Annotated in this window: 27 protein-coding genes and 2 riboswitches; of the genes, 9 read left to right on the top strand and 18 right to left on the bottom strand. The window is 66.9% G+C overall.

The genetic code is table 11. From position 1 onward, the window contains the following. Positions 1 to 20 precede the first annotated feature (20 nt). The gene (locus OHB26_RS29790; protein WP_330180572.1) at positions 21 to 1,091 is read right to left on the bottom strand and encodes a hypothetical protein; all 1,071 of its coding nucleotides are present in this window, start codon (positions 1,089 to 1,091) and stop codon (positions 21 to 23) included. After that, positions 1,088 to 1,303 (bottom strand): hypothetical protein, encoded by a 216-nt coding sequence (locus OHB26_RS29795; protein ID WP_330180573.1) that lies wholly within the window; start codon positions 1,301 to 1,303, stop codon positions 1,088 to 1,090. The genes OHB26_RS29790 and OHB26_RS29795 overlap by 4 nt, the downstream gene beginning before the upstream one ends. 138 nt (positions 1,304 to 1,441) lie before the next feature. Here OHB26_RS29795 and OHB26_RS29800 point away from each other — a divergent pair, with 138 nt between their 5' ends. From OHB26_RS29800 to OHB26_RS29810, 3 genes are all read left to right on the top strand, one after another. Beyond that, the gene (locus OHB26_RS29800; RefSeq protein ID WP_330180574.1) at positions 1,442 to 2,140 is read left to right on the top strand and encodes a TetR/AcrR family transcriptional regulator; all 699 of its coding nucleotides are present in this window, start codon (positions 1,442 to 1,444) and stop codon (positions 2,138 to 2,140) included. A gap of 82 nt (positions 2,141 to 2,222) precedes the next feature. Further along, positions 2,223 to 3,368, top strand: a complete 1,146-nt coding sequence (locus tag OHB26_RS29805; protein ID WP_330180575.1) for an acyl-CoA dehydrogenase family protein — start codon at positions 2,223 to 2,225, stop codon at positions 3,366 to 3,368. Then, positions 3,352 to 4,047: a TetR/AcrR family transcriptional regulator gene (locus tag OHB26_RS29810; protein WP_330180576.1), complete on the top strand. Its 696-nt coding sequence runs from the start codon at positions 3,352 to 3,354 to the stop codon at positions 4,045 to 4,047. Before OHB26_RS29805 ends, OHB26_RS29810 begins: the two co-directional genes overlap by 17 nt. On the opposite strand, the gene OHB26_RS29815 is transcribed toward OHB26_RS29810, so the two are convergent. After that, the gene (locus OHB26_RS29815; protein ID WP_330180577.1) at positions 4,031 to 5,080 is read right to left on the bottom strand and encodes a saccharopine dehydrogenase family protein; all 1,050 of its coding nucleotides are present in this window, start codon (positions 5,078 to 5,080) and stop codon (positions 4,031 to 4,033) included. The two genes, OHB26_RS29810 and OHB26_RS29815, sit on opposite strands and share 17 nt — an antisense overlap. Positions 5,081 to 5,231: 151 nt before the next feature. On the opposite strand from OHB26_RS29815, the gene OHB26_RS29820 reads away from it, so the two are divergent. Continuing rightward, positions 5,232 to 6,188 carry an AraC family transcriptional regulator gene (locus OHB26_RS29820; RefSeq protein ID WP_330180578.1) on the top strand — a complete coding sequence of 319 codons (957 nt, stop codon included), beginning with the start codon at positions 5,232 to 5,234 and terminating at the stop codon, positions 6,186 to 6,188. On the opposite strand, the gene OHB26_RS29825 is transcribed toward OHB26_RS29820, so the two are convergent. Continuing rightward, on the bottom strand, positions 6,159 to 7,079 hold the full coding sequence (locus OHB26_RS29825; protein ID WP_330180579.1) for an NADP-dependent oxidoreductase: 921 nt from the start codon (positions 7,077 to 7,079) through the stop codon (positions 6,159 to 6,161). The genes OHB26_RS29820 and OHB26_RS29825 overlap by 30 nt on opposite strands. Before the next feature lie 154 nt (positions 7,080 to 7,233). On the opposite strand from OHB26_RS29825, the gene OHB26_RS29830 reads away from it, so the two are divergent. Together OHB26_RS29830 and OHB26_RS29835 are read left to right on the top strand one after the other, a co-directional pair. After that, complete coding sequence (locus OHB26_RS29830; RefSeq protein WP_330180580.1) at positions 7,234 to 7,632, top strand: winged helix-turn-helix transcriptional regulator; 399 nt, start codon at positions 7,234 to 7,236, stop codon at positions 7,630 to 7,632. 62 nt (positions 7,633 to 7,694) lie between these two features. After that, on the top strand, positions 7,695 to 8,534 hold the full coding sequence (locus tag OHB26_RS29835; protein WP_330180581.1) for an LLM class F420-dependent oxidoreductase: 840 nt from the start codon (positions 7,695 to 7,697) through the stop codon (positions 8,532 to 8,534). On the opposite strand, the gene OHB26_RS29840 is transcribed toward OHB26_RS29835, so the two are convergent. Continuing rightward, a complete protein-coding gene (locus OHB26_RS29840; RefSeq protein WP_330180582.1) occupies positions 8,531 to 8,782 on the bottom strand; it encodes a hypothetical protein in 252 nt (83 codons plus the stop codon). The two genes, OHB26_RS29835 and OHB26_RS29840, sit on opposite strands and share 4 nt — an antisense overlap. Positions 8,783 to 8,978: 196 nt before the next feature. On the opposite strand from OHB26_RS29840, the gene OHB26_RS29845 reads away from it, so the two are divergent. Further along, positions 8,979 to 9,434 carry a hypothetical protein gene (locus OHB26_RS29845; RefSeq protein WP_330180583.1) on the top strand — a complete coding sequence of 152 codons (456 nt, stop codon included), beginning with the start codon at positions 8,979 to 8,981 and terminating at the stop codon, positions 9,432 to 9,434. 36 nt (positions 9,435 to 9,470) lie between these two features. Here OHB26_RS29845 and OHB26_RS29850 read toward each other — a convergent pair whose 3' ends face one another. The 8 genes from OHB26_RS29850 to OHB26_RS29885 all read right to left on the bottom strand — a co-directional run bounded on the left by OHB26_RS29850 (position 9,471) and on the right by OHB26_RS29885 (position 15,721). Further along, entirely contained in the window at positions 9,471 to 10,619 is a 1,149-nt protein-coding gene (locus OHB26_RS29850) for a phosphoribosylaminoimidazolecarboxamide formyltransferase (RefSeq protein WP_330180584.1), read from the bottom strand. A gap of 29 nt (positions 10,620 to 10,648) precedes the next feature. Next, positions 10,649 to 10,729: riboswitch (ZMP/ZTP riboswitch) on the bottom strand. Positions 10,730 to 10,794: 65 nt separating this feature from the next. Next, complete coding sequence (locus OHB26_RS29855; protein ID WP_330180585.1) at positions 10,795 to 11,094, bottom strand: hypothetical protein; 300 nt, start codon at positions 11,092 to 11,094, stop codon at positions 10,795 to 10,797. A gap of 3 nt (positions 11,095 to 11,097) precedes the next feature. After that, positions 11,098 to 11,589: a hypothetical protein gene (locus OHB26_RS29860; RefSeq protein ID WP_330180586.1), complete on the bottom strand. Its 492-nt coding sequence runs from the start codon at positions 11,587 to 11,589 to the stop codon at positions 11,098 to 11,100. Positions 11,590 to 11,640: 51 nt separating this feature from the next. Further along, on the bottom strand, positions 11,641 to 12,711 hold the full coding sequence (locus OHB26_RS29865) for a DNA polymerase domain-containing protein (RefSeq protein ID WP_330180587.1): 1,071 nt from the start codon (positions 12,709 to 12,711) through the stop codon (positions 11,641 to 11,643). Beyond that, positions 12,708 to 13,817 (bottom strand): ATP-dependent DNA ligase, encoded by a 1,110-nt coding sequence (locus OHB26_RS29870; RefSeq protein WP_330180588.1) that lies wholly within the window; start codon positions 13,815 to 13,817, stop codon positions 12,708 to 12,710. Before OHB26_RS29870 ends, OHB26_RS29865 begins: the two co-directional genes overlap by 4 nt. A 111-nt stretch (positions 13,818 to 13,928) precedes the next feature. Beyond that, positions 13,929 to 14,324: a cold-shock protein gene (locus OHB26_RS29875; protein ID WP_330180589.1), complete on the bottom strand. Its 396-nt coding sequence runs from the start codon at positions 14,322 to 14,324 to the stop codon at positions 13,929 to 13,931. A 43-nt stretch (positions 14,325 to 14,367) separates the two neighbouring features. Next, the gene (locus tag OHB26_RS29880) at positions 14,368 to 15,468 is read right to left on the bottom strand and encodes an SPFH domain-containing protein (RefSeq protein WP_330180590.1); all 1,101 of its coding nucleotides are present in this window, start codon (positions 15,466 to 15,468) and stop codon (positions 14,368 to 14,370) included. A 19-nt stretch (positions 15,469 to 15,487) separates the two neighbouring features. Then, positions 15,488 to 15,721 carry a hypothetical protein gene (locus tag OHB26_RS29885; RefSeq protein WP_330180591.1) on the bottom strand — a complete coding sequence of 78 codons (234 nt, stop codon included), beginning with the start codon at positions 15,719 to 15,721 and terminating at the stop codon, positions 15,488 to 15,490. 259 nt (positions 15,722 to 15,980) lie between these two features. Between OHB26_RS29885 and OHB26_RS29890 the strand changes: the two genes are divergently transcribed. Beyond that, positions 15,981 to 17,513, top strand: coding sequence for a DHA2 family efflux MFS transporter permease subunit (locus OHB26_RS29890; RefSeq protein WP_330180592.1), 1,533 nt, complete (start codon positions 15,981 to 15,983; stop codon positions 17,511 to 17,513). Between the two features lie 65 nt (positions 17,514 to 17,578). Here OHB26_RS29890 and OHB26_RS29895 read toward each other — a convergent pair whose 3' ends face one another. The 5 genes from OHB26_RS29895 to OHB26_RS29915 form a co-directional block, all read right to left on the bottom strand. Then, positions 17,579 to 18,895: an ABC transporter ATP-binding protein gene (locus tag OHB26_RS29895; RefSeq protein WP_330180593.1), complete on the bottom strand. Its 1,317-nt coding sequence runs from the start codon at positions 18,893 to 18,895 to the stop codon at positions 17,579 to 17,581. A gap of 12 nt (positions 18,896 to 18,907) precedes the next feature. After that, complete coding sequence (locus OHB26_RS29900) at positions 18,908 to 20,638, bottom strand: ABC transporter permease (RefSeq protein ID WP_330180594.1); 1,731 nt, start codon at positions 20,636 to 20,638, stop codon at positions 18,908 to 18,910. Further along, on the bottom strand, positions 20,635 to 21,336 hold the full coding sequence (locus tag OHB26_RS29905) for an MgtC/SapB family protein (protein WP_330180595.1): 702 nt from the start codon (positions 21,334 to 21,336) through the stop codon (positions 20,635 to 20,637). Before OHB26_RS29905 ends, OHB26_RS29900 begins: the two co-directional genes overlap by 4 nt. A 202-nt stretch (positions 21,337 to 21,538) precedes the next feature. Next, a riboswitch (M-box (ykoK) riboswitch) is annotated at positions 21,539 to 21,712 on the bottom strand. Between the two features lie 166 nt (positions 21,713 to 21,878). Beyond that, positions 21,879 to 22,430: a hypothetical protein gene (locus OHB26_RS29910; protein WP_330180596.1), complete on the bottom strand. Its 552-nt coding sequence runs from the start codon at positions 22,428 to 22,430 to the stop codon at positions 21,879 to 21,881. Beyond that, complete coding sequence (locus OHB26_RS29915; RefSeq protein ID WP_330185823.1) at positions 22,403 to 23,170, bottom strand: ArsR/SmtB family transcription factor; 768 nt, start codon at positions 23,168 to 23,170, stop codon at positions 22,403 to 22,405. Before OHB26_RS29915 ends, OHB26_RS29910 begins: the two co-directional genes overlap by 28 nt. A gap of 195 nt (positions 23,171 to 23,365) precedes the next feature. On the opposite strand from OHB26_RS29915, the gene OHB26_RS29920 reads away from it, so the two are divergent. Continuing rightward, on the top strand, positions 23,366 to 24,322 hold the full coding sequence (locus OHB26_RS29920; RefSeq protein ID WP_330180597.1) for an alpha/beta fold hydrolase: 957 nt from the start codon (positions 23,366 to 23,368) through the stop codon (positions 24,320 to 24,322). The last annotated feature ends 81 nt before the right edge of the window (positions 24,323 to 24,403 follow it).

The raw sequence follows: 24,403 nt of genomic DNA on the forward strand, positions 1-24,403 counted from the left end.
TTATGGCGCGGGGCACATGTTCAGGTCGTGGCGCCGATCGGTTGGAGGTGGTCGGCGTCGTTGTCGCGGCCGAGTTCGCGGGCGCGTTCGGCGAGTTCGGTGAGCAGGTCGGCGGGGATTTCGTGGCGGAGTTCGATGAGGGTCTGCCAGAACGAGTCGGGTGTTTCGGTGGTGATGGCGGCGTGGACGAGTGGGTGGGCGTGGGTCCAGAGGTCGTGTTGGCCGGTGCTGGTGATGAGGGCGCGCAGGGTGGCGGGGTTTTGGATGGCGTGGCGTTCGGCGAAGCGTTGCAGGCTTTCGGTGCTCATGGCGCCGGTGATGGGGAGCAGGGTGGGCCAGGCGTCGAGTTCTTGGACGGCTTTGACGAGGGCGTCGATGACGTTGTCGTCGAGGTCGGCGGTGAGGTTTCCGATCCAGCCGCGGTTGTGTGGGGCGATGGAGTCGAGCAGGTCGATGCCTTCGGCCCACATGGATTGTGCTGCGGCGGCGCGGATTACGCCGGGGACGCGGTCGGCGACGATGTGTAGGACGTTGTCGATGGCGGTTTTGTCTTCGAGTAGGAAGGCGATGCGTAGTAGGTCGGTGTCGCTCATGAGGGGGGCGGCGGCGCGGAGTGCGGGTTCGGGGACGACGTGGACGAAGCGGCCCATGGTGATGTGGTCGGTTTTGGCGAGGAGTTCGCGTGCGACGTCGGCGACGAGTTCGGTGGGTACGGCGGCGATGATGGCGGCGGTGCGGCGCGGGTCGAGTTGGACGGCGCAGTCGGCGAGGAAGGGTGCGGGGAGGGATTTGGCGATGTCGATGGCGCGTTGGGGGTCGATGGTGCTGGCGACGGCGGCGCAGAGGGTGGGTCCGAAGGCGCGTTCGGCGACTTTGGCGCTGATGGCGGCGGGGACGAGTTTGGCTCCGGCGGCGACGCCTTTGAGGCGTTTGGTGTCGCGGTCGAAGAGTCGGTCGGTGGCGCGTTCGCGGAATTCGCGTAGGGCCGCGGGTGGGAGGTCGACGAGGAAGTCGAGTTCGGTGGGGTCGGAGATGCCGAGCAGGCGTGCGAGTTTGGTGGTTTCGGCGACGGCGACGAGGTGTTCGCTCATAGTCCCAGTGCTTTCTTGACGGCGGGGCGCATGAGGCGCGGTACGAAGTCGAGGGAGGTGCCGATGGCGTTGTCGAGGGTGGCCGCGCGGTGTGTCATGGCGGCGTGCAGGAGTCGGTCGAGTTCGGTGAGGTCGGCGTCGCCGAGTTGGTCGAAGGCGGCCGGGAGGGGTGCGCGGAGGGTGTCGCGGAGTTGGGCTGCTGCGTCTGACATCGGTGGTCTTTCCGGGTCGATCGTACTGCCGGTACGGGATTCGATACTGGCAGTACGGCGGGTTTCATGGCAATGCCGTGCGGTGGACCTGGCCTGTGGTGTGCATCACCGTACTGGCGGTACGTGTACACTGCGCGGGTGGTTCGAATCAGCACCGGATCCGGTCCGCGCCCGGTGACCCGCGAGGAGATCGTGGATGCCGCGGTGCGTGTGATCGATCGCAAGGGTCCGCGCCCGAGCATGGATGACATCGCCCGCGAGGCCGGTATCACCAAACCGCGCCTGTATCGGCAGTTCGCCGATAAGGGCGATTTGTTCACCGAGATCTCGGATCGTATGACCAAGCGCGCGTTCGCCGCGACCGGTTCGGATATGACCCTCCTGCTCGCGCCGCCGCGTGCGGCGTTGCGGCGGATCTTCACCGAGTACTCGAGTGGAATCCTGGAGCATCCCAACGTTTTTCGCTATCTGGGTCAGGCTCCGGTGTTGCAGCAGTCGGGAGCCGGGGTGCTGCAGCTGGATCTGGGTCGTGCGGCCGCGGGCAAGCTGACCAGGATGGCGCGCACGATCGCCGAGGCGGTGCCGTTGGAAACCTCGGGGCTGGAGTATCTTTCGCGCGCTCTGGTGGGTGCGGTGGTGGCGATCACCGATTTGTGGCTCTCGGATTCGGATCGTCCGAGCGAGGCGCAGACGGTCGAATTCGTCGATCAGGCCACGGAACTGGTGTGGGGTCTGATAGATGGTTTCCTGCGCCGCCAGGGTATCGAGGCGGATCCGGACACGCCGATTTTCGCCACCTTCGCCGAGGTCAATCAGGCGCGATCGGCGGAGCGTTGACGCTTTGTTGACACGGTGCCAATAGCCGTGCACCCTTGTCCCGAGGCGCGAGAGCGCGAGCAGGCACAGCGAAGGAACCACAATGGCACGCCCCGCATGGAGCGACGACGAGGTCGAAGCGGTACGAGGACTGGCGAGCACCTTCTTCGAGAAGGAGGTGATCCCGCACGAGGAGAAGTTCATCGAACAGGGCCATCCCGACCGCGCCCTGTACAACCGGGCCGGTGAACTCGGGCTGCTGTGCGCGGCCATTCCGGCCGAATACGGTGGTGGCGGCGGCACATTCGCGCATGAGGCCGCGATCATCGAGGCGCAGGCGCATCTGGGTGACGGCGCACTGGGCATGTCGGTGCACTCCTCGATCATCGCGCCCTACATCCACCAGTTCGGCTCCGAGGAGCTCAAGCGCCGTGTGCTGCCCAAGGCCGCCAGCGGGGAGATGCTGCTCTCGATCGGTATGACCGAACCCGGTACCGGTTCGGATCTGCAGAACATCAAGACCCGCGCGGTGCGCGAGGGCGATGAGTACGTCATCACCGGGTCGAAGATCTTCATCTCCAACGGCTGGCTGTGCGATGGCATCATCCTGGCCGTGAAGACCGACCCCACCCAGGGGGCCTCGGGTGTCTCGCTGATCTTCGCCGAGGTCGGTGACGACACCCCGGGATTCACCCGCGGTCGCATCCTGTCCAAGATCGGTGGCAAGGGGCAGGACACCGCCGAGCTGTTCTTCGACGGCCTGCGGGTGCCCGCCTCGAATCTGCTGGGCGAAGCCGAGGGTCAGGGCTTCTATCAAATGATGCAGATGCTCGCCCAGGAGCGCCTGGTCACCGCGATTCTGGCGGTGGCCATGACCGAGAAGGCGGTGGAGCTCACCGTCGAGTACACCAAGGGCCGTCAGGCTTTCGGCAAACCGCTCTTCGCCATGCAGAACACCAAGTTCGAGCTCGCCGAGTGCGCCACCATCGCCAGGGTCGGGCGCGTTTTCCTGGATGACTGCATCGGTAAACACCTGCGCGGTGAACTGGACATTCCCACCGCTGCCATGTCGAAGTACTGGTTGACCGACCAACTCGGTAATGTGGTGGATCGCTGCCTGCAGTTCTTCGGCGGCTATGGCTACATGACCGAATATCCGATTGCGCAGTTGTACACCGGCGCGAGGGTCCTGCGGATCCTCGCAGGTGCCAACGAGGTGATGAAGGACCTCATTGCCCGCTCACTCTGACAGTCACGCACCGTCGAAGCCCGGCGGTAACACCGACACCGCGCTCGAGCCCGTCCCCGCCGACGACACCCCGTCCCGGCGGCGACGGCTCGAACCCGACGAACGCCGCGCGCAGATCCTGTCCTGCGCCATCGACATGTTCGGCGAACGTCCCTATGCCGCTGTCTCCACCGCGGAGTTGGCCCAGCGCGCCGGGGTGGCGCGCGGGCTGATCAACCACTACTTCGGCAATAAGCGCGACCTGTACCTGGCGGTCGTGCGCCGCATGGTGACCCTGCCGCGCGCGGACCACATGCTGGTGCCCTCCTCGGGCACCATCCGTGAACGCGTGGAGGCCAGCGTCGCCTGGCTGCTGGACACCATCGGCGAGCACGGCACCACCTGGGTCAAGGTCACCGGTCTGGAGGGCATCGGCGACGACCCGGATGTGCAACGCATTCTCGACGAAGCCGACAATGCCGCCGCCGCCCGAGTCGTGCAGATGGTCGGCCTGGACGATTCCCTGCACAGCGCCGAATTGCAGGCCCTGGTGCGGTGTTACGGCGGCCTGGTGAAGGCCGCCGGACGGGAATGGATCGTGCGCGGTTCACTCGATCGCCCCCAGGTACACGATCTGCTCTCGGACACCCTCACCACGCTGATCACCGAATCGTTCCCGAAGGTCAACGGGACGATCTGATTTCGGCGAGCTGCTCGACCCGCCAGGTCACACCGTGCTCGGTGAGAGCGTCCAGGAAATCGCGGGGGTCGAAAGCCTGTGCGGGACTGAGCACTCCGGCACGGTCACCGGCGGCCAGGCGGACCGCGGCCTCCACGGCGATGACCGCGGTGAGGCCGTAACCGTCGGGGCCGGTGACCCAGCCGTGTGTGCGGGCACCGTCCACGGCGGTGGCCTGGGCGTACATGAACCAACTGCTGGCCTGGCGTTCCTGATCGGTGAGCGTGGCCGGGACCGATTCGGCGACCTCCGCGGTGAGTGCGCCGAACAGGGCCGCGACCTCCGCGCGGATGACACTGCGCACGCGCCGGGCGGGTATCCGGCGTGGGATGGTGACCACGCCGGGCAGGGTCAGCACCCCCACCGGCACCGGATCCGGTTCGCCCGGGACCGTCAGTGGCGCGGGCTCGGCGGCCTCGACCGCAAGCCATCGCCCCTGGGTGAACTCGAATGTCTCCAAGGACAGGACCGCCGCCATGGTGCGGGCGGTGCCGCGCGAGACCGCCCCCGGCCGGCGCAGATCCGCGATCAAGACCTCATCGACCTGTGAGCCCGAGGGTGCGGCGGTGAGCGCGGCGATCAGATCACCGGGACCACCGTCATCGGCCATCGCCGGGACAATGGCGACCCCGGCCCGGGCGGCGGCGGGGCCGTAGGTATCGAAAACGGTGCGCAGATAGTGTGGTTCGCCGCTGGTGTCCACATAGTGCGCGCCCGCCGCGATCGCGGCCTCGATGACCGGGGTGGCCCACCGGGTGAATGGTCCGGCCGCATTGACCACGGCCGCGCAATCGGTGAAAGCCGCTGTGAGCGCGGCACTCTCGCCGAGCTCCGCGATTCGGATCTCGGCATCGGGGACACCCGCGGCGCGCGCGGCCGCCTGCAATCTCGGCCCGTCCCGGCCGATCAGGACCGGGGTGAGGGCGCGGCGAGCCAGTTCGGCGACGACCAGACCGCCGGTGAATCCGGTGGCTCCGTAGACGGCAATTCTCATGGGAGACAACTCCATAGCTGAGGGGGACCGAACCGACGAGCATCGGCTCGCCATTCACGCTAGGACCCGCCATCAGGACGATCCATGCTCATTGCTCCGTAGAAGATGTCAGAACGTCCTGATCACTGTCCGGCCGCAGTACGGTGGGGAAGTGGACCTACTCGCCGATGCCATTGCCGCGATGCGCGTGGGCACCCCGCATTCCACGCGCACCCAAGTGCGCGCACCCTGGGGACAGCGGTTCCCGCCACAGGACGGCGCGGGATTCCATGTGGTGCTGCGTGGTTCCTGCTGGCTCACGCCCGCGCGCGGCGCGCCGATCCGGCTCCAGGTCGGAGATGTGGCGTTCCTGCCCCGCGAAATGGGGCACGCCATCGGCGACAGACCCGGCGGCCCACCCTGGAACGGCACCGAGCGAGCCGTGCTCGACACCGGCCGAACAGCCGCCGGGACACCGTCCGAAGACGCCTCGACCACCGTATTGCTGTGTGGCGCATACCGGCTCGACCAATCCCGGGCGCATCCACTGCTTTCGGAACTGCCCGATGTCATCCACCTGCCCGCGCGCATCGGGCACCACACCGCACTGCGCGGGGCGATCGATCTGCTGGGCCTGGAACTCGACACCCGAAACCACTCCGGCGTGATCGCCCCGCTGTTGGAGGTGCTGCTGCAATATATGCTGCGCGCCTGGTACGACGATCAGCCCGAGGACACGGGATGGGCGGGCGCGCTGCGTGATCCGGCCCTGTATGCCGCGCTGGCGGCCATGCACCGCGAACCCGCCGCACCCTGGACCGTGCGATCGCTCGGCGCGGTCGGCGGCCTGTCGCGTTCGGTGTTCGCCCAGCGATTCACCGCCGTGATCGGCACCGCCCCGCAGACCTATCTGACCTGGTGGCGGATGACCCTGGCCGCGCGCATGCTGCGCGATACCGATGCCCTGGTGCGGGTGGTGGCCGAACGCTGCGGGTACACCTCCGAATTCGCGTTCGCCAAGGCGTTCAAACGCGAATTCGGAGTCGCCCCGGGCAGATACCGGAACTCCGCCACCTCGACGGAGAACGGTGACGGGCGGTCAGGGGAGCAGGACCAGCCGTCCGCGTAGTCCGCCCTTCTCGAAACGGGCGTGCGCGGACCCGGCCTCCCGCAATGGCAGCGTGTCCGCGACCCGCGGGGTCAGGGTTCCGGCGTCGACCAGTGTCGCCAATTCGGCCAGGCGCGGGCCGTTGGGGGACTGTTGCACGGTGTGCACGGTGATGCCGCGCTCGGATTCGGGTGCGGCGGGCGGCAACAGCGCCGCGAAACGGCCGCCGTCGCGGACCGCGGCGATCAGTTCCGCGCCGCGCACAGCCGCGTCGATGACCACGTCCAGGCCCAGCGCGCGCAGCGAATCGATATCGGCATGGGCGCGATCGAGGAAGTCGGTCGCGCCCAAAGCGCGTACGAGATCCGCGTCACCGGCCGAGGCCACCGCGATCACCTGCGCGCCGCGCGCGGCCGCCAACTGCACCGCATAACCGCCCACGCCTCCGGCCGCACCCGTTACCAGCACGCGCTGCCCCGGTGCCAACCGTGCGGCCGAGACCGCCAGATCCGCGGTGATGCCGTTCAACGCAAGTGTCGAGGCCGCGACCGGATCCACACTGTGCGGGGCGGGAGCGAGAGCCTCGGCGGCGATGACCACGTACTCGGCGGCCGCGCCGACCGGATCCGCGAGCCACGGCAACAGGCCGATCACCGATTGCCCCACGCCGAACCCGTCCACCCGCGCGCCGAGTTCGGCGACGACTCCGGAGAACTCGACCCCGGGCACATACACCTGCCGGGCGGGCAGCAGACCGGCCAGATATCCGGCGCGGGCCGCCGTATCGACCGGATTCACCGGGCTCGCAACAACTTTCACCAGTATCTGACCCGCGGCGGGCGCGGGTGTGGGCAGGTCGAGGACGGTGAGAACCTCGGGCCCGCCGAATTCTGTGAATGCGACAGCACGCATCGGAATGCTCCTGAGTATGCGAAGGGTTGCAATAGCCACCGGTGGAACGCCCGCACCGGATGTCCGGCGGCGGGCGTGTGCTCAACCTAAGCCCGGCGGTCAGCTCGTGAGAAGAAGGCACCGGAAAGTGCCTAGCCCACCGGAAGGAATCCGCATGCCCACCAAAACCGTTGCCCAGCAGCGCGAACAGCGCAAGAACGACTACAACGCGTTCGTCGCGGCGTGTCCCACCAACAAGCTCATGGACACCCTCGGCGACAAATGGACCGGACTCGTACTGGCCACCCTCACCGGTGAGCCGCGCCGGTACGGGGAGATCTCGGCGATTGTCGCGGGAATCAGCAACAAGATGCTCACCCAAACCCTGCGCACCCTGGAACGGGATGGGCTGCTCGAACGTCACGTGACCGCGCAGGTGCCGGTGCGCGTGGACTATTCACTGACCCCGTTGGGGCGCAGTCTGTTCCCGATCCTGAACATGCTCAAGAACTGGGCCGAGGAGAACATGGACGAGGTGTTCGCCGCGCGCACCGCCTTCGACACCGCGAACTGAATCGGCGAAACCGGTAGCGGCGGGCGGGAATGCGCATCCGGGCACGGCTGTTGCTCGCAGGTATGGCGAAAGATCAACTCGGCACATTCGGTGTATGGCTGCCCCACCAGGTGGTGACCCCCGCGGGGGTGCGTGAGCTCGAGGAACTCGGCTACGGCGCGATATGGCTGGGCAGTTCGCCCGCCGCGGATTGGGACGGCTATGACGCGTTGCTGGCCGCCTCGGAGTCGATCACCATCGCCACCAGCATCGTCAATGTGTGGGCGTCCCCGGCCGAGCAGGCCGCGGCGACCTTCCACCGCCTCGAGGACCGCTTCCCGGGACGATTCCTGCTCGGTGTCGGTGTCGGGCACCGCGAGAACACCGGCGAATACACCAAACCCTATGACGCACTGGTGAATTACCTTGATCAGCTGGACAAGGCCGAGGTTCCGAAGGAACGCCGCGCCCTGGCCGCGCTCGGCCCGAAGGTCGCCGAGCTCGCCCGCGACCGTACCGCCGGGGCGCTGCCGTACCTGAGCACCCCCGAGCACACCGCAGCACTGCGCGCACTGCTGGGCCCGGACACCCTCATCGCGCCCGAACACAAAATCGTGCTCGACGACGATCCCGAGCGCGCTCGCGCCGTCGGCCGCGACTTCACGCGCTTCTACCTGACCCTGAGCAATTACGCGAACAACCTGCGCCGCTCGGGTTTCGCCGCCGAAGAACTCGGAGGCGCGGGCAGTGACCGCCTGGTGGACGCGCTCATCCTGCACGGTGATGCCGACCGGATCGTCGAGTCGGCCACCGAACACCTGCGCGCGGGCGGGGACCATATCGCGCTACAGGTGCTGGGCGGGGACCACCTCGAGGTGCTGCGCACCCTGGCCCCCGTACTCACCGCCCGCGTGTCCGCCTAGAGTCGCGGGTCGTACACCAGCACAAACCCCGAAAGTCGCAGCGCTCCTTCGCCGGATCGTTCGGCATCGGCCCAGAATTCGCGGCCGGGCAGCTCATTGGTGGGCAGCCCGGCCTGCCGTGCTATCTCGTTCGCCGCCCACGCCATGGGCGATCGTGCCGGATGCCACGGTGTTTCGAGGTAGGCGACCGCGTTCTCACTGTCCCCGAACACCAAAACGCATCGCACCTGGATCCGTTCACTCGCCACACAGCCATCATCACCCCTGGAACCGGAGACGCCCAGCGATCATGCCGGGTCGTTCCCATCCCTGCACCGGATCGTTCTCGTTGCGCCCGGACCACCCGCCTGAGCGATCCCCGGCGGGTTCTTGGTTATCGTTGATTCGTCACGTGTGCGACAGCGCATGCAGACGAGTGCAAGGATCTCGAGGGAGAATACGGACGTGAGCGACGAACTATCGGGCCCAGGAACCCCACCGAACCCTGACGAGAACGCGCTCGAAGCCGCCAAACTCACCCGCCTGCCCCGCCGCCCCCGCCGACTACCCGAAGATCCGGACGGCCCACCCCGCAAAACCTGGCACGCCAGCGGTGATTCGCCCTACGAACCCGCCCCCACCAGGCCCGTCCTGCGTTCGGAACTGCAACGCGAAACCGGCTGGTGGCCCGTGGACCCCGGCCCCGCCCACCCCACCACCCCACCGCAGGACCCCACCCAACCGGCCCGCGAAGCCACCATCTTCGACCTGGACGCCCTGCGCCGCCGCCGCGCCGGTGACACCTCCCCGACCGTGGGCATCCGCCGCATAGCCAAACCCCGCAGAGTCACCCCCACCACAGCGCAAACCCCCGCCGATCCGGACTCCGCACCCCCGCCGGACCCGACCCGCCCGAGCTGATCCCCGACCCGCAAACCGCTTGTGCGCGAGGGTATCTCAGTGATGGAACAGTCGAAGGTCCGTCCGGGCGAGCGCGATGCGATGTTCGCGGCAGGCATCGGCGATCGTGTCACCGCGCAGTGCACCGCCCGGTTCGACCACGAGCGTGACACCGTATTCGGCGGCGACATCGATATTGTCGCGGAACGGGAGATAGCCGTCGGACACCAATGTGATACCGGTCAGTTCGCGACTCCAGCGGGCACGTTCGCGATTGTCCGGCAGCGTGTGCGGTCGGGGCAGCAATCCCGCGAGTTCGTCGCGCTGGGTGGCGGTGAGAGTGTCGGAGGCCAGTGCGATCTGCCAGTTCACTCGCTGCTGAGGTGGTAACCCCGACGGCAGCGGCAGATCCCGGATGCCCGGATGCCTGCGCAACCACCAGGTTCGCGCCTTGTTCCCGGCCAATTGGGTGCAGTCCACGCGCGATTGCTGACCGGCACCCACACCGACGGTCATGCCGTCACGGACGAAGACCACCGAGTTGGACTGGGTATAGCGAGCCACGATCATCCCCAGAACCGCATCGGTCGAGGCGGCATCGGTGAGCGCGGGACCCTGGACCGAACGCAGCAGATCCGCCGTGATCGGTTCTCGATCGCGATCCTGCTCGAGAGCCACACCGAACACGGTCCGCATCTCGACCGCGGGCGGACAGTAGTCCGGATCCATCTCGAAAACCAGGTAGCGTCCGGCCTTCTTACGACCCAACTTCGCGACGACCCCGGGCGCGTACCCCGGGGCGATGATCCCGTCGGAGACCACCGTGGCAAGCAGATCCGCCAGCTCCTCATCCACCGGCTCGGACACCGCGATCATATCGCCATACGATGACCGCGGATCGGCGTCGCGCGCCCGAACATACGCCGCCGCAAGCGATCCCAACGATGCGCTGCCCAAACCCCACACCGTGCGCACGGTGTCGTCGAGTACCCCGTTCAGCGCGGCCCCCGCCGGTGAAACATGTTTGAACGACGCGGCCGCCACCGCACCGGTCGCCCGCCGCGCCTCGGCGACAAGCTGCCAGGCATTGAGCGCATCCAGATAATTGATCATCGACCCCGACCCGTGCAGCACCCGCACATGCGCGGCACTGTCCCCGGCAATCCGAGCCCGCTGCCGGGGGTTCATCCCATATCGCAAATCCATTGCCGCACTCCACATCCCGAACTCGAGTTCGGGAGCACCCAGGCGGACGACGCTCCGATACCGCGCTTCCTCGTGGTCTTGCCCACGTGACGCCAGTCGCGAAACACCAACTCTAGAACAGGAAGTCCGCACCAACCACCCCGGTGCGCGGACTGCTGTCACTCAGGTACTGCTGTCACTCAGGTTGGGGCAGCGGGCCCAGGTCTGTGACCTCGGCTGTCCACCAGTCGGGTTTGTCGGCCTCGTGCCAGGAGAGATGGAACCTTCGACCGTTCGCGAGTTCGACTCGGCGATGCAGATCCGATTGGGCCTGTTCGACGGCGCAGGTGGGTGCGATATCGGGCAGGGAGCCGTCCAGGACGCCGTCGGGGTCGCTCAGGTAGACCGCGTGGCGCCAGCGGTCCGGGGTTCGGTACAGGACCAGGGTGGTGGGGGTGCCCCAGCGGGATCGGCCGGCGGGGCGCTCGTCGGTCATGGGTCAGTAGGGGGCGGGGACGTCGATGGTCAGCTCGGCGGGGTTCGGGTTGGTGCTGACCTGGACCGCGACGCGGCCCGAACCGGGGAGGGTGAAGAAGGCGGCGTTCCAGCCGTAGTGGCCGTCGTGCACGGTGGTGCGGGTTTCGGTGTTGCTCACCCCGGTGTCGAGGTTGCGCATGGTGACCGTGGTGGCGACCTGGCAGCTGTCACCGCCGGGGGCGGCGGACAGGGAACCGAGGGGGTTGCTGGCGGCATCGGGGGTGAAGTTCACCGTCACCCGGGCAGTGCTGTCGATGAAATCGGCGAATTCGCGGGCCTGCTGGCCCTGGCTGGCCGATACCTCGGCGGTGACCGTGCCCGCACAGCCCGGCGAGAGGTCCACGTGCGCGGAATCGAAGGACACCGGGCCCGCGGCGGCGGGACCGGCCGAGAGGGCCAAAACCAGGATCGGCAGTGTGGCGACCGCCGCGACCGTGCGGACCTTGCGCATCATGACATCCCCCTTCTCGAGTGGATCAGTGCAGGTGAGCAGCGTACGCGCGGATCAGGAACCCTTCGGATCCGGTGTGGCCTTGCGGCTGGGCTGGACGCGCGGGGGCTCATTGGGCATCTTCGGATACTGCGGCGGCCACGGGGCGTCCATCAGGCCCGCGGCCATATCCTTCTCGGACATCTCCAGCAGTGCGGTCAAGGACTGCGGGATACGGTCGGCCCAGGGGTCGCCGAGTTCGGCCACGCGCGCGGGGACGGTCGCGATGGTCATATCGTCATTGGTGACCGTGTCCAGGGCATCCCAGGAGATGGGCGTGGAGACCTGGGCGCCGACCTTCGGGCGCACACACCACGCGCCGAAAACCGTTTTGTGCGGGGCGTTCTGGTTGAAGTCGACGAACACTCGCGAGCCGCGCTCCTCTTTCCACCAGGCGGCGGTGATGGTGTCGGGGTGGCGGCGTTCGAGTTCGCGCGCCAGCGCCACCGCCGCCGCGCGCACCTGATAGCCGTCCCAGTTCGGTTGCAGCAGCGCGTACAGGTGCAGACCGCGCGAACCGGAGGTCTTCACGCGCACATCGATCCCCAGTTCGGTGCACAAATCCCTGGTGCGCCTTGCCGCTTCACGCAGATCGTCGAAGCCGATACCGGGGGAGGGGTCCAGGTCTATGCGCAGCTCGTCGGTGATACCGGTCGGGGGCAGCAGGTCACCGTTGGCATCGTGCACCTGCGGTGTGGCGGCCTCGAGTTCGGCGCCCGCATGGGTGGGCCAGACGTGAAATCCCAAGCAGCCCAAATTGACTGCCCACAGGATATGCGCCATATCGGCGGCGACCAGGGCGTCGCTGGTGGTGCCGTTGGGGGTGGAGACGACCGTGGTCCGCAACCAGTCCGGCACCGATTTGGGGACCCGCTTCTGGAACCACGACTTGCCGGACGCCCCATCGGGATAGCGTTCGAGCAGTACCGGCCGATTGCCGATGGTGTTCATGATCGGCTCGGCCACCGACAGGTAATAGTTGGCCAGATCCAGTTTCGTCTCGCCACGCTTGTTGAAGTAGATCTTGTCCGGGTTGGACAGGGTGACGGTGTGCCCGTCCACCTCGAGTTCGACCGAAGCGCTCACCGCGCAACACCTTTCGCCTCGTCGAAGATCGCCGAGAGTTCGGCGGGGGCGACCTCGTCGAGCTGGGCGTAGGTACACGATTCGGGGGTGCGGTCGGTGCGGAATCGCACCAGGCGCCCGCCGTGCCGCAGCCGCCCGGCCATCACATGCTCATAGCGGACCTCGGCGACCAGTTCGGTGCGCAGCGGCTCCCAGGACAGATCCTTACCGCCGGTCCACCGGCTCACCCCGCCCGGCATCTTCCCGTCCGCGCGGGCTTGCGCGGCCGCGTCGGCCCATTCGCGCCACGGATGATTCTCCAGCGCGTTCACCCGCAGCGGCGCCAACTCCTGGACCAGGTCCTTGCGCCGGGCCGCGGTGAAACTGCTGGCCACCCCGACATGATGCAGATTGCCCTCGGCGTCGAAGAGTCCCAGCAGCAGTGATCCGACGCCTTCACCGTCCTTGTGCCAGCGGAATCCGGCGATCACACAGTCCGCGGTGCGCTCGTGTTTGACCTTGAACATCACCCGCTTGTCCTGCAGGTACGCCAGATCCGCGGCCTTGACCATGACCCCGTCGAAGCCCGCGCCCTCGAATCGGGTGAACCAGTCCTGCGCGATATCGGGATCATCGGTGATGGGGGTCAGGTGGATTCGCTCGAGGCCCTGCGCGCCGTCCCCGCCGCCGTGCAGGATCGTCTCGAGCAGTCGGCGGCGTTCGGTGAACGGTTCCCCGGTCAGATCCTGATCGCCCAGGGCCAGCAGATCGAATCCGACGAAGCTGGCCGGTGTCGCCACCGCGAGCTTGTTCACCCGTGAGGCCGCCGGATGCAGTCGCTGCTGCAGGGTGTCGAAGTCCAGGCCGTTCTCGGTGACGATGACGATCTCACCGTCCAGCACGCACTTGTCCGGCAGCGCCCTACCCAGCAATTCGACGAGTTCGGGAAAGTACCTGGTCAGCGGGCGATCATTGCGGGATCCGAGTTCGATCTCGTCGCCGTCGCGAAAGACTATGCACCGGAACCCGTCCCATTTGGGTTCATAGCGCAGCCCTGCCTCGCGGGGCAGGGTCGAGACCGATTTGGCCAGCATCGGTTTCACCGGTGGGGTGACGGGCAGCTCCACACGACCTCCTCGGGTTGGTTTCACCCAGGTAGACGGCGTGACCGGTGAAAATTCACCGGTCCGCGTCCCAGCAAGATCGTACGGGGGTACTGGTCGGTTTGGTGGTACCGCTCAGTTTTCAATCCAGCCATGCTGATCCGCGAACGCGGTCAGCCTGTCCCGGATGGTCAATATCTCCCCGGCGGTGAGCGCCGGACTCGCGTCCAGCAGCAGTTCGGTGATCAATCGCCGATGCTCACCCGCGCTCATCTGCCCACCCGCGGGGCGATCCTTGCTCTTGTGCGCGCGCACCGGCGGCGGTGCGCCCGCGACCAGCGCCAGATTGATGGCCTTGGGCCCACGATCCCCCTCGGTCACATCGAATTCGAACACCCGCCCCTGTCGTAGCTCATCTTCGTCCAGCCCGATGTCGTTGACATGGACGAACACGTCCGGCCCACCGTCTTCCGGACGGATGAAACCGAAACCCCGAGAGCTGTCGAACGACACCAATTTCCCGATGGACACCTAAACACCCGCTCCTCGTACGCCGCGTCCCTCTGCGGTAACTCTAGTCCGCGGCACGATCATTGTTGGAAGAAAGTGCCTTTTGCAACGAATTGAACACTGTCAATCCCTGTCCCACCATGCCATTGACGATCTCACTCACCCCTTCGGGGCCATTGAGCACCGTCAGATTGGCATTGGACAGCCCCGCGGCGGCCTGCTTCACGATCTCCGGAAGCTGTTCGATCAGAAGCTGATCCAGGGCGATCCGATTGTTCGACGCGGCCGCCTCGGCCTGGATCCGGGTGCGATCGGCCTCGGCCACGGCCAGGATGCGCACCCGTTCCGCCTCGGCCAGAGCGGGTTTGACCACCTCGGTCTGCAACTGCTGCTCACGCAGTTCGGCCTGTTTGCGCGCCTGCTCGGCCTGGGCGGTGAGCACCTCCTGCAGCGCGGTGGCCTGGGCGAGCGGACCCGCCTGTGCCGCTTCGGCATTGGCCTTGTCGATATCGCGCTGATACTGCGCGCGCAGCAGTGCGGTCTCGCGCTGGTATTCGGCCTGGCGGCGCTGGGATTCCTGTTCGGCCTGGGCCGCGAGCTGGGCGGCGGCGGCCTGGGCGATCTGGGCGTCGCGCTGGATGGCGGCATTGTGCGGGGCGGCCAGCGCGGCGATATAGCCCAGATTGCCGTCGTCGATGGATTGGATCTGCAGCGAATCCACCCACAGCCCGATATTGCTCATCTCCACCTTCGAGGCCACCAGCACCTCGTCGGCGAGCTTCTGACGTTCGCGGATGATCTCCTCCACGGTCATCGAGCCCACGATCGAGCGCAGATGCCCGGAGAAGATGCGCCCGGTCAGCACCGACATCTCGCGTTCCTGTTCGGACAGGAACCGTTGTGCGGCATTGACAATGGAGGAGGTGTCATTGGCGACCTTGAACGCGATGACCGCGCGCACATCGAGTTGGATGGCCTGTTTGGTGACGCAGCGCTCCTGGATCTCGGCCTCGTACATGGCCAGGGACAGGAAGCGGACCTTGCGGAACCACGGCATCACCCAGGCGCCGTGACCGATGACCACCCGGAACGGCGAATTCTCCTTCGGGCCGCCGCCACTGACGAGCATGGCCTGATCCGGGTCGGGCACGTGATAACCCAGCACTGTTGTCTCCCTTGCTATCTCAGATTTCCCCACGAGGATCGCCCGGGAGCGGGATCCACGGCACCACATCCACGAGCCGACCCGGATGCACCGCGACGATCAGTACCGAGGCACCGGTGTCGAGCGGTTGGTCGGCGCGCGCGATGTACAGCTCGGTTCCTCCCCTGATGGCGACCAGAACCTCTCCGAGCATGTGCGGACCCCGGATCGGCGTGGTCAGCGTACCGGTCAGTCCCAGTACCGGGTCGGACATCGCGGCCAGCTCCTCGGATTCGCGGTGAGATGTCAGCGTAGTTGCGTTCTGCGCCAATAGCGGGACCGGTCGGTCGAATATCGCGACCAAATTGATAACTGCGCCATTGCTACTGCTCGGTACCATTTGGAAGCCGCTGAGCGGCGGCCGAGTTCGGATTGTCCGCTCCCGCAATCGTGAAAGGTGCCGAGAATATGCCCGTGCGTGTCGAGGTGAGAAAAAACTGGTTCCCCGGCCCTCGAGCTGGCAGGCTTAAGCGGTGACCACCCCTCCGGATATACCGGCCACGAATTCGGCCGACGACAAACTGGACGCAGGCGTTCTCAAAATCGCCGGTGTCGTGGTGCTCGGCGCGATCATGTCGATTCTCGACGTGACGGTCGTGACCGTGGCCATCCCCACCTTCCAGCAGACGTTCGACACCACCTACGCCATCGCCGCGTGGACCATGACCGGATACACGCTGGCATTGGCCACCGTGATCCCGCTGACCGGATGGGCCGCGGACCGCTTCGGCACCAAACGCCTGTACATGGCCGCGCTGGTCTTCTTCGTCCTGGGTTCGATCCTGTGCAGCACGGCATGGAATATCGAGTCGCTCATCGCCTTCCGCGTCATCCAGGGCCTGGGCGGCGGCATGCTCATGCCGCTGGGCATGACGATCATGACCCACGCCGCCGGACCGCAGCGCATCGGCCGCGTCATGGCCGTGCTGGGTGTGCCGATGCTGCTGGGCCCCATCATGGGCCCCATCCTGGGTGGCTGGCTGATCGACAGCTTCAGCTGGCACTGGATCTTCCTGATCAACCTGCCCATCGGCATCGTCGCCCTGGCACTGGCGTTCATCGTGTTCCCGGCCGATCGCCCCGAACCCTCGCAGTCCTTCGATTTCATCGGAATGCTGCTGGCCTCACCGGGTTTGGCGCTGTTCCTGTTCGGTGTGTCCTCGATTCCCGGTGAGGGCACCGTCGCCTCGGCCAAGGTGCTGATCCCGGCGATCATCGGCGCGATCCTGTTGGCGGCGTTCGTCTATCGCGCCCTGCACACCGAACATCCGCTGATCGATCTGCGCCTGTTCCAGAACAAGTCGCTGCGCTACGCGGTGCTCACCATGACCCTGTTCGCCATGGCGTTCTTCGGCTCTGGTCTGCTGCTGCCCAGCTACCTGCAGCAGGTGCGCGGTGAATCCACCCTGATGGCCGGTCTGCTCATCGCCCCACAGGGTTTGGGCGCCATGCTGACCATGCCGGTCGCGGGCCGCCTGGTCGACAAGATCGGCCCCGGCAAGATCGTGCTCACCGGTATCTCGATCATGGTGCTGGGCATGGCATTCCTGACCCAGGTCACCGCCGACACCCCCTACTGGGCACTGTGCGGAGCGCTGTTCGTGATGGGCCTGGGTATGGGCTGCACCATGATGCCCACCATGACCGCCGCCATCCAAACCCTCACCCACGCCCAGGTGGCGCGCGGCTCGACCCTGATGAACATCGTCAACCAGACCGCCGGATCCATCGGCACCGCAACCATTTCCGTGGTCCTGACCAACCTGCTCAACAACCGCCCCCTGGCCGGAGCCGCCATCGCCTCGCGCTCGGATCCGACCATCGCCGAGAAGCTGCCCCCGGGTTCGCTGCCCACCGGCTTCGACCAAGCGGCCACCGCCTTCGCCCACACCTTCGTGGTCGCCCTGGTGCTGCTGGCCGTGACCCTCATCCCGGCGGCCTTCCTGCCCCGCACCAAACCCAGGAATCCCGAACTCGTCGACGCCCCGGTCGTGGTCGCGCACTGAGTTCTCGCACCCCATCGTGCCCCCGCCGGGATCATCCGGCGGGGGCACGATGCTGTTCGGGGCGACTAGGACGTGGCCGCCAGCCCCGCGGGGTCGGCGGTGATGCGGCCGGAATCGGTGTCGTAGTCGTAGAGTTCGCCGTAGCGGCCCCAGTCGATGGCCAATTCGACTTGGCGGCGGGCGTCTTCGGCGGAGAAGCCGCGCCGCAGCAGATCCAGGAAGAAGTCCGCGCGGGCGGTGCCGTCGGAGCTGCCGACCAGCGCGCTGCAGATGGTGCGGACCAGGGGTGCGCGCCGGCGGGCCTGGGTGGCGAAAACATGTTTGCTGGTTTGGATATTGGCGGTGGTGAAATTCGAGCCGACATTGGTGAGAATGACATCACCGGAATCGACCAGCAGGAAACCCAGCAGGGCCGCGGCGTCCACCAGGGGGAGTAGGTCGTCGAGTTCGAAATTGAGTTCGTCGGCGATGACCGGGAGATCGGCGCGGCCGTCCTTGGCGTAGACCAATTCCAGCAGACCGGCGATACCGCCGACCGAGGCATCGGGCAGGGGAGTCAGGAACGGGGTGCCCGAATCGGGTGTGGTGGCGGCGATTTCGGTATCGCGCCCGGTCAGCAGACCATAGATCTGGTCGACCTGGGCGATGAAACCCGGTGCGCGGCGATGACGGGGACGCGGCTGATCGATGCGCACCTCGGCGATGATGTGGCCCGGATTCGCGCCCAGCACCACCACGCGGTCCGCGAGCTGCACCGCCTCCTCGATATTATGGGTGACGATACAGATCGCGCGGGTGGGGAAATCCGCTGTGGCCCACAGGTTCACGAGCTCAGTGCGCAGATTCTCCGCGGTCAGCACATCCAGCGCCGAGAACGGCTCATCCATGAGCAGCAGATCCGGCTCCAGCACCAGGGCGCGGGCGAACCCGACACGCTGGCGCATACCGCCGGAGAGCTCCTTGGGATAGGCGGTTTCGAAACCGTCCAAACCGATCCGGTCGATGGCCTCCAGCGCCAGGGCGCGACGGGCCCCGGGGGCGATACCGCGTGCGGCCAAACCCAATTCGACATTATCCTGCACGGTCAGCCACGGCATCAGCGCGAAGGACTGGAACACCAGCGCCGCACCGGGATTCGCCCCGCGCAAGGGCTTGCCGCGATAGCGCACCTGCCCGCTGGTGGGTGCCAGCAGTCCGGCGACCGCGCGCAACAGCGTCGACTTGCCCGAGCCCGAACGGCCCAGCAGCGCCACGATCTCCCCGTCGCGCACCTGCAGATTCACGTGTTCGAGCACATTGAGGCGCTCCCCGGCCGCGCCGGTGAACGACATGCCGACATCGTCGATATCGATGAGGACCTCACCGGTGGTTACGGTGGTCATGATGTCTCCTTGTCAGAGCGAGTAGCGGCGCTGGGCCAGGGTGTAGAGGCGGCGCCAGAAGATTCGATTGAGCCCGACCACATAGGCGCTCATGACGAGCACGCCGACCAGAATGCGCGGGCTGTCACCGGCGGTGGTGGCCTCGGTGATGTACGCGCCCAAACCGGTGGCGGTGAGCGTGGTGGAGCCGAAGGTGACGATCTCGGCGACGATGGAGGCGTTCCACGCCCCGCCCGCCGCGGTGATCGCACCGGTGACATAGCTGGGGAAGACGGCGGGCAGAATCAGCCTGCGCCACCACAGGATTCGCGGCAGTCGCAGATTCGCCGCGGCTTCGCGCAGATCATTGGGGACCGCGGCGGCGCCCGCGATCACGTTGAACAGGATGTACCACTGCGCGCCCAATGCCATGAGCAGGATGCCCGCCCACTGCAGGCTCGCGCTCGTGGCCACCAGCACCGCCCCGACCAGCGGGAACAGGAAGTTGGCCGGGAAGCTCGCCAGCACCTGCACGATCGGCTGCGCGAGCCGGGACACCTTGGGGTTCAACCCGATCCACACCCCGACCGGCACCCAGATCAGCGTCGCGAAGATCAGCACCACGACCACCCGCGAAAGGGTGATCGAACCCAGATAGGCCGCGTGCGCGAGCTCCTCGAAACCGACGGTGGAGCCGATATAGCGCAGCATGTAGAAACAGCCCACCGCCAATGCGATGACGGTGATCGCGGTGAACAGCGCATCGTTGGCGCGGCGGCGCTTCTCGGGTACGTACAGCTGATGTTCGGCCAGACCGAAGACCCGCATGATCCGGTCCATCGGATGGATCAGCGGACCGAGCACCCGGCCCAGCAGCAGCGGAATATGCGAGCGCCGCAACAGATCCAGCACCAGACTGCGGGGGGCGTTCGCGGCCTCGGAGTCCTCGTACCGGAAACGCTCCACCCACACCGTGATCGGCCGCCAGAACGCGATATTGAGCCCCAGCACCATCACGATCATGGTGAGCACAGCCCAAAGGATTCTGCCCGTATCGCTTTCGGCGGCCGCGGACGCGACATAGGACCCGATGCCCGGTAGCGCGTACTCGCGGTTGTTGACGCTGATCGCCTCGGCCGCGGTCAGGAAGAACCAGCCGCCACCGAAACTCATCATCGCGTTCCACACCAGCGGGAACATCCCACTGGGCACATCGAGTCGCCAGAACCGTTGCCAGCGCGACAATCTCAGGTTCCGGGCGGCCTCATCGAGCTCGCGCGGCTGTGAGACCAGGCTGTGGTGGAACGCGAACGCCATATTCCAGGCCTGGGAGGTGAAGATCGCGAAGATCGACGCCGCCTCCAACCCCAGCGACGAACCCGGGAACAGGGCGATGAACCCGGTCACCGTCACCGACAGGAAACCCAGGATCGGCACCGACTGCAGAATATCCAGCAGCGGCAGCATGATCTTCTCCGCGCGCGGCAATCGCGCCGCGGCGGTGGCGAAGACGAAGGTGAACACGATCGACAAGCCCAGCGCCACGAACATGCGCAGCAGCGAACGCACCGCGTAGTAGGGCAGCTCGGCCGGATCGGTGGAGATCGAGGACGGTGCGCCGGCGTGCTCGAAGGGCACGTTCATTCCCGCCGAGACGCGTACCGCGATCCAGATCGCGATCGCCGCGCCCGCGAAGACCGCGATATCGGCCCAGCGTGAGCGCGGACGATCCAGCACACCGCGGGTGGGGTAGGTGGTGCTCACGCCTCCACCTCCGCCTGCGGCACGGTGCGCCAGCCCACGCTGGTCACCGACGGTTCCAGGCTCAACCGGCTCACCGCGGACTCCATCTGCCGGTCGTCGCGGCGGTCCCCGGTCAACTCCGCGCGCACCTCGACCCGATTGGGCTCGATATTGTGGCTCGAGATCGACACCAGCCGGAAGTCCGTGCGGGCCAGCGACTGCACCAGTAGCGAACGCACAGCAGCCTCGTGTGCGTCATCGGTGCGGGCGGTGAACGCGTACAGCGCCTCATCGGCCCCGTCGTGGGGGCGATCCACCGCGCGCGCGGCGGTGCGCAGGGCGGTATTGACCACCACCACGGCCACCGTGCCCGCGGCCGCGGTGCTGTACATGCCCGCACCGGCCAGCGCGCCGACCGCCGCCGCACACCACAGCGTGGCCGCGGTATTGAGTCCGCGAATATTGAACCCGTCGCGCAGGATGACACCCGCGCCCAGGAAGCCGATACCCGAAACGATTTGTGCCGCAACACGAGTCGGGTCCGCATCGGCACCGTTGAAGCCGTGCGCGGACAACAGCACGAACAGGGTCGCGCCCGCGGCCACGAGCGCGTTGGTGCGCAGTCCGGCCATGCGTGCGCGGTACTGGCGTTCGAATCCGATCACCGCGCCGAACCCGACGCCCGCGCCGAGTCGAAGCAGCATTTCCCACGTGGTCATGACGCCCTCCGAAAATAGAGGTCGGCGCACTCGTGAACGGACGCTACCGCGTGGAAACCAGCGGGCAGCGCAAGGGGTGAGTGTCACCTGGTGAACGATTGGCTAACGGAACTCTGTCCGATCCATCGGGCACGACAATCACCTCCACGCCGTTGCGCACACGTGCCGAGGGAGAGTGGAATCCGGCGCGGATCGCCGGAACGGTAGCCACCCCTCGTAAGACCTTCAGCACTCCACGGCGTAACCCACAGCGAGTGTGGGAGCCGGTCGGGATCACCCCTTATCTCGGGGAGACCTGTCCTGACCCGGGGCGTCTCTCGACGTTCGGGGTCGCCGGCCTGTATCCGCGGAGGAGCCTCAGCTAACGACGGCACCTTGCGTCAGCGAGTAAACACCCGAACAGCCGGATCCGGCAACTCCTGTGACCGGCGCAACTGTGCGCACGAAAACCGCCGTGGGCCATATCGGATGGCCCACGGCAGTTCGGGGTGGCGTGAAATGTTAAGCAGGGCAATGCTATTCGTAGCTACGAGCGCGGTCTGTCAGGCGGCGACCGGGGCGGGCAGCAGTGCCAGCAGCTGATCGGTATGACCGGGAAGCTCGGAGTCGGTGAGTCCGCCGAACAGATCGCGCAGTGCGAGCGGCTGATCCAGCAGCAGGGTGTGCGCCGAGAGCAGACGGGTCGGGACCAGGGTGTCCAGTTCCCGGTCGGTCAGGCCCGCGCCACCAAGGGCGCAGAGCGCCTCGCCCTGCTGGCGCACCCGCTCCCGCAAAGCCGTGTTGTCACCGGTCAGGGCGATGACATTGGCGATGGTCCAGGTGTCCAGGGACAGGCGGTTGTCGTAGCTGGTGTGCCGGCCCGCGGCCACGGCGGAGGCGGTGGCGATCGTGGTCGCGGTCAGCAGTGAGACGTGGGCCAGGATCTGATCGGCGTTCCATTCCCCGGCCGGGGGTGTGAGCCGGTGTGGTGCGTCGGCGACCGTGGCGGCCGCATCGAGCAGGGCGCGGTAGGCCGCGCGCAGGGCGGTGGTGTCGAGCATGAGCGTGTCCTTGGTGGGATGCGGGATCAGGAGTGGGCGCGGGACATTTCCCACGGCGCCTGGGGGAGCACCTTGCCGGTCTCGAGCAGGGATTTGAGGTTGGCCAGCACCGCGGGCCAGCCACTGGAAATGCCCTGCAGCATTTCCTGATTCGGCAGATTGGTGTGGGTGACGGTCAGGCGCACGATATCGATGTGCGGGTCGACCTCGAAGGTGACCACCGAGGGGTCGCGTTCTTCTTCCGGGGAATCCTCGAAGGTGAGCACCAGGCGGGTCGGCGGGGTCGCCTCGAGGATCTTGCCGACCACATCGTTCACGCCCGAGCCGTCGGCCCGCCGGTGCTCCCACTGCGAGCCGACCTGCCAATCGGAGATGTTCTCGTGGAACCAGTACTGGGAGGTGAGTTCGGCGTCGGTCAACGCCTGCCAGACCTGTTCGGCGCTGGCGTGAATGTAGGTGACGTACACGAAATCGGGGATGGTCGTGGTCATGGCGTACTCCTCTGCTCGGTTCTTGATGGCGCTGATCAGGTTCAGGCGGGGTCGATCGAAGCTGGAGATCCAGCGCTGTTCGATGTCGTGGATGGGGGCCGGATTGATGTAGTGCACCCGTTCGCGGCCGCGCCGCAGCACGGTGACGAGTCCGGCCCGCACCAGGATGTCCACGTGCTGGGTCAGCGACTGGCGGGCCATCTGCACCCGCTCGCACAGTTCGCGCAGGGTCTGCCCGTTGTGTTCGCGCAGTCGATCCAGCACCAGCCGCCGCGTCGGGTCGGCGAGCGCTTTGAAGACCAGGTCCAGATCCGGTTCGTCTTGCACGTCCCAAATCATGCAGGTATTTACCTGCATATGTCAATGGTGATCGGAAAAGGGGCATGCCACCAGCCATTTTCCGGCCCCCACCTAGGTGGGGATCTCTGCCACCTGCGGGCGGATTGCTCAACACTCGGGGCACTGCCACGCGCGCCCGCGGCAGCGAAGACTGAACCCATGCCGATCGCCAGCACCTTCGCCCACTCGACGCCCGGTCGTGTCACGGTCCGGACCCGGGACGGGGTGGAGCTCGCGGTACGCGAGTACGGGCCGCGGGACGCGGAGCTGACAGTTGTTCTGCTGCACGGACATTGCAGCCGCGGCGAGCTGTGGACCCGCATCCGCGACGCGCTGCTGCGGCAGTATCCCCGGGCCCGGGTCGTGTGCTACGACCATCGCGGGCACGGTGACTCGGCCACCGCGCCCTGGCGCACCTACACCCTCGAGCAGCTCGGCCACGACCTGCGCGATGTCCTGGACGCCCGCGTACCCACCGGACCGGTCGTGCTGGTCGGTCACTCGATGGGCGGGATGGCCGCACTGACCTACATCAGCCAGCACCCGCGGGAGATCGGCACCCGTATCACCGGGGTCGGCCTCATCGCCACCACCGCCAGCGGCCTGGCCGACACCGGTATCGGCCGCCTGCTGCGCCATCCGGTCATCTCACTGTTCCACGCCGCGGTGCGCTACGCACCCACCCTGATGCATCACGCGAAACTGTTGGCGGGTAAGGCTTTCGCGCCGATCGTGCGGACCGCCCAATCCGGCGAGCGCAGCATCGACCCGCGCATGCTCACCCTGGCCAACGCCGTACACAACCCCACCCCCATCGTGACCATGTCCGCGTACCTGCGCGCCTTCACCAGCTACGACCGCAGCGACGCGCTGGCGGCCCTGTCGGCGATCCCCACCCTGATCCTGTGCGGCACCGCCGATCTGATGACCCCGCCCGCGCACTCGATCGCCATGGCCACCGCCATCGACTACGCCGACCTGGTACTGATCGACGGCGCCGGCCACTCGGTGATCCAGGAACAACCCGCCCGCGTCGCGGCGGCCCTGACCCGCCTGATCTCCCACGCCACCCCCGCGCGCACCACCGCGCGCCCGCGCCTGGCCCTGGCTTCCTGACGTGAAAGCAGTTGCCGGACAGCCGATCCCCAGGAAATGACGGTCGGATCTCCGAGATGGATCGACCACCCGTTCCTGGTG

The sequence above is a fragment of the Nocardia sp. NBC_01503 genome (assembly GCF_036327755.1).
Lineage (GTDB): Bacteria > Actinomycetota > Actinomycetes > Mycobacteriales > Mycobacteriaceae > Nocardia.

Bases quoted from the DNA above. Each gene is read 5' to 3' on its own strand.
- OHB26_RS29790 (WP_330180572.1), bottom strand. From the start codon at position 1,091: ATGAGCGAACACCTCGTCGCCGTCGCCGAAACCACCAAACTCGCACGC.
- OHB26_RS29795 (WP_330180573.1), bottom strand. From the start codon at position 1,303: ATGTCAGACGCAGCAGCCCAACTCCGCGACACCCTCCGCGCACCCCTC.
- OHB26_RS29805 (WP_330180575.1), top strand. From the start codon at position 2,223: ATGGCACGCCCCGCATGGAGCGACGACGAGGTCGAAGCGGTACGAGGA.
- OHB26_RS29815 (WP_330180577.1), bottom strand. From the start codon at position 5,080: ATGAGAATTGCCGTCTACGGAGCCACCGGATTCACCGGCGGTCTGGTC.
- OHB26_RS29825 (WP_330180579.1), bottom strand. From the start codon at position 7,079: ATGCGTGCTGTCGCATTCACAGAATTCGGCGGGCCCGAGGTTCTCACC.
- OHB26_RS29830 (WP_330180580.1), top strand. From the start codon at position 7,234: ATGCCCACCAAAACCGTTGCCCAGCAGCGCGAACAGCGCAAGAACGAC.
- OHB26_RS29835 (WP_330180581.1), top strand. From the start codon at position 7,695: ATGGCGAAAGATCAACTCGGCACATTCGGTGTATGGCTGCCCCACCAG.
- OHB26_RS29850 (WP_330180584.1), bottom strand. From the start codon at position 10,619: ATGGATTTGCGATATGGGATGAACCCCCGGCAGCGGGCTCGGATTGCC.
- OHB26_RS29855 (WP_330180585.1), bottom strand. From the start codon at position 11,094: ATGACCGACGAGCGCCCCGCCGGCCGATCCCGCTGGGGCACCCCCACC.
- OHB26_RS29860 (WP_330180586.1), bottom strand. From the start codon at position 11,589: ATGATGCGCAAGGTCCGCACGGTCGCGGCGGTCGCCACACTGCCGATC.
- OHB26_RS29885 (WP_330180591.1), bottom strand. From the start codon at position 15,721: ATGTCCGACCCGGTACTGGGACTGACCGGTACGCTGACCACGCCGATC.
- OHB26_RS29895 (WP_330180593.1), bottom strand. From the start codon at position 18,895: ATGACCACCGTAACCACCGGTGAGGTCCTCATCGATATCGACGATGTC.
- OHB26_RS29905 (WP_330180595.1), bottom strand. From the start codon at position 21,336: ATGACCACGTGGGAAATGCTGCTTCGACTCGGCGCGGGCGTCGGGTTC.
- OHB26_RS29920 (WP_330180597.1), top strand. From the start codon at position 23,366: ATGCCGATCGCCAGCACCTTCGCCCACTCGACGCCCGGTCGTGTCACG.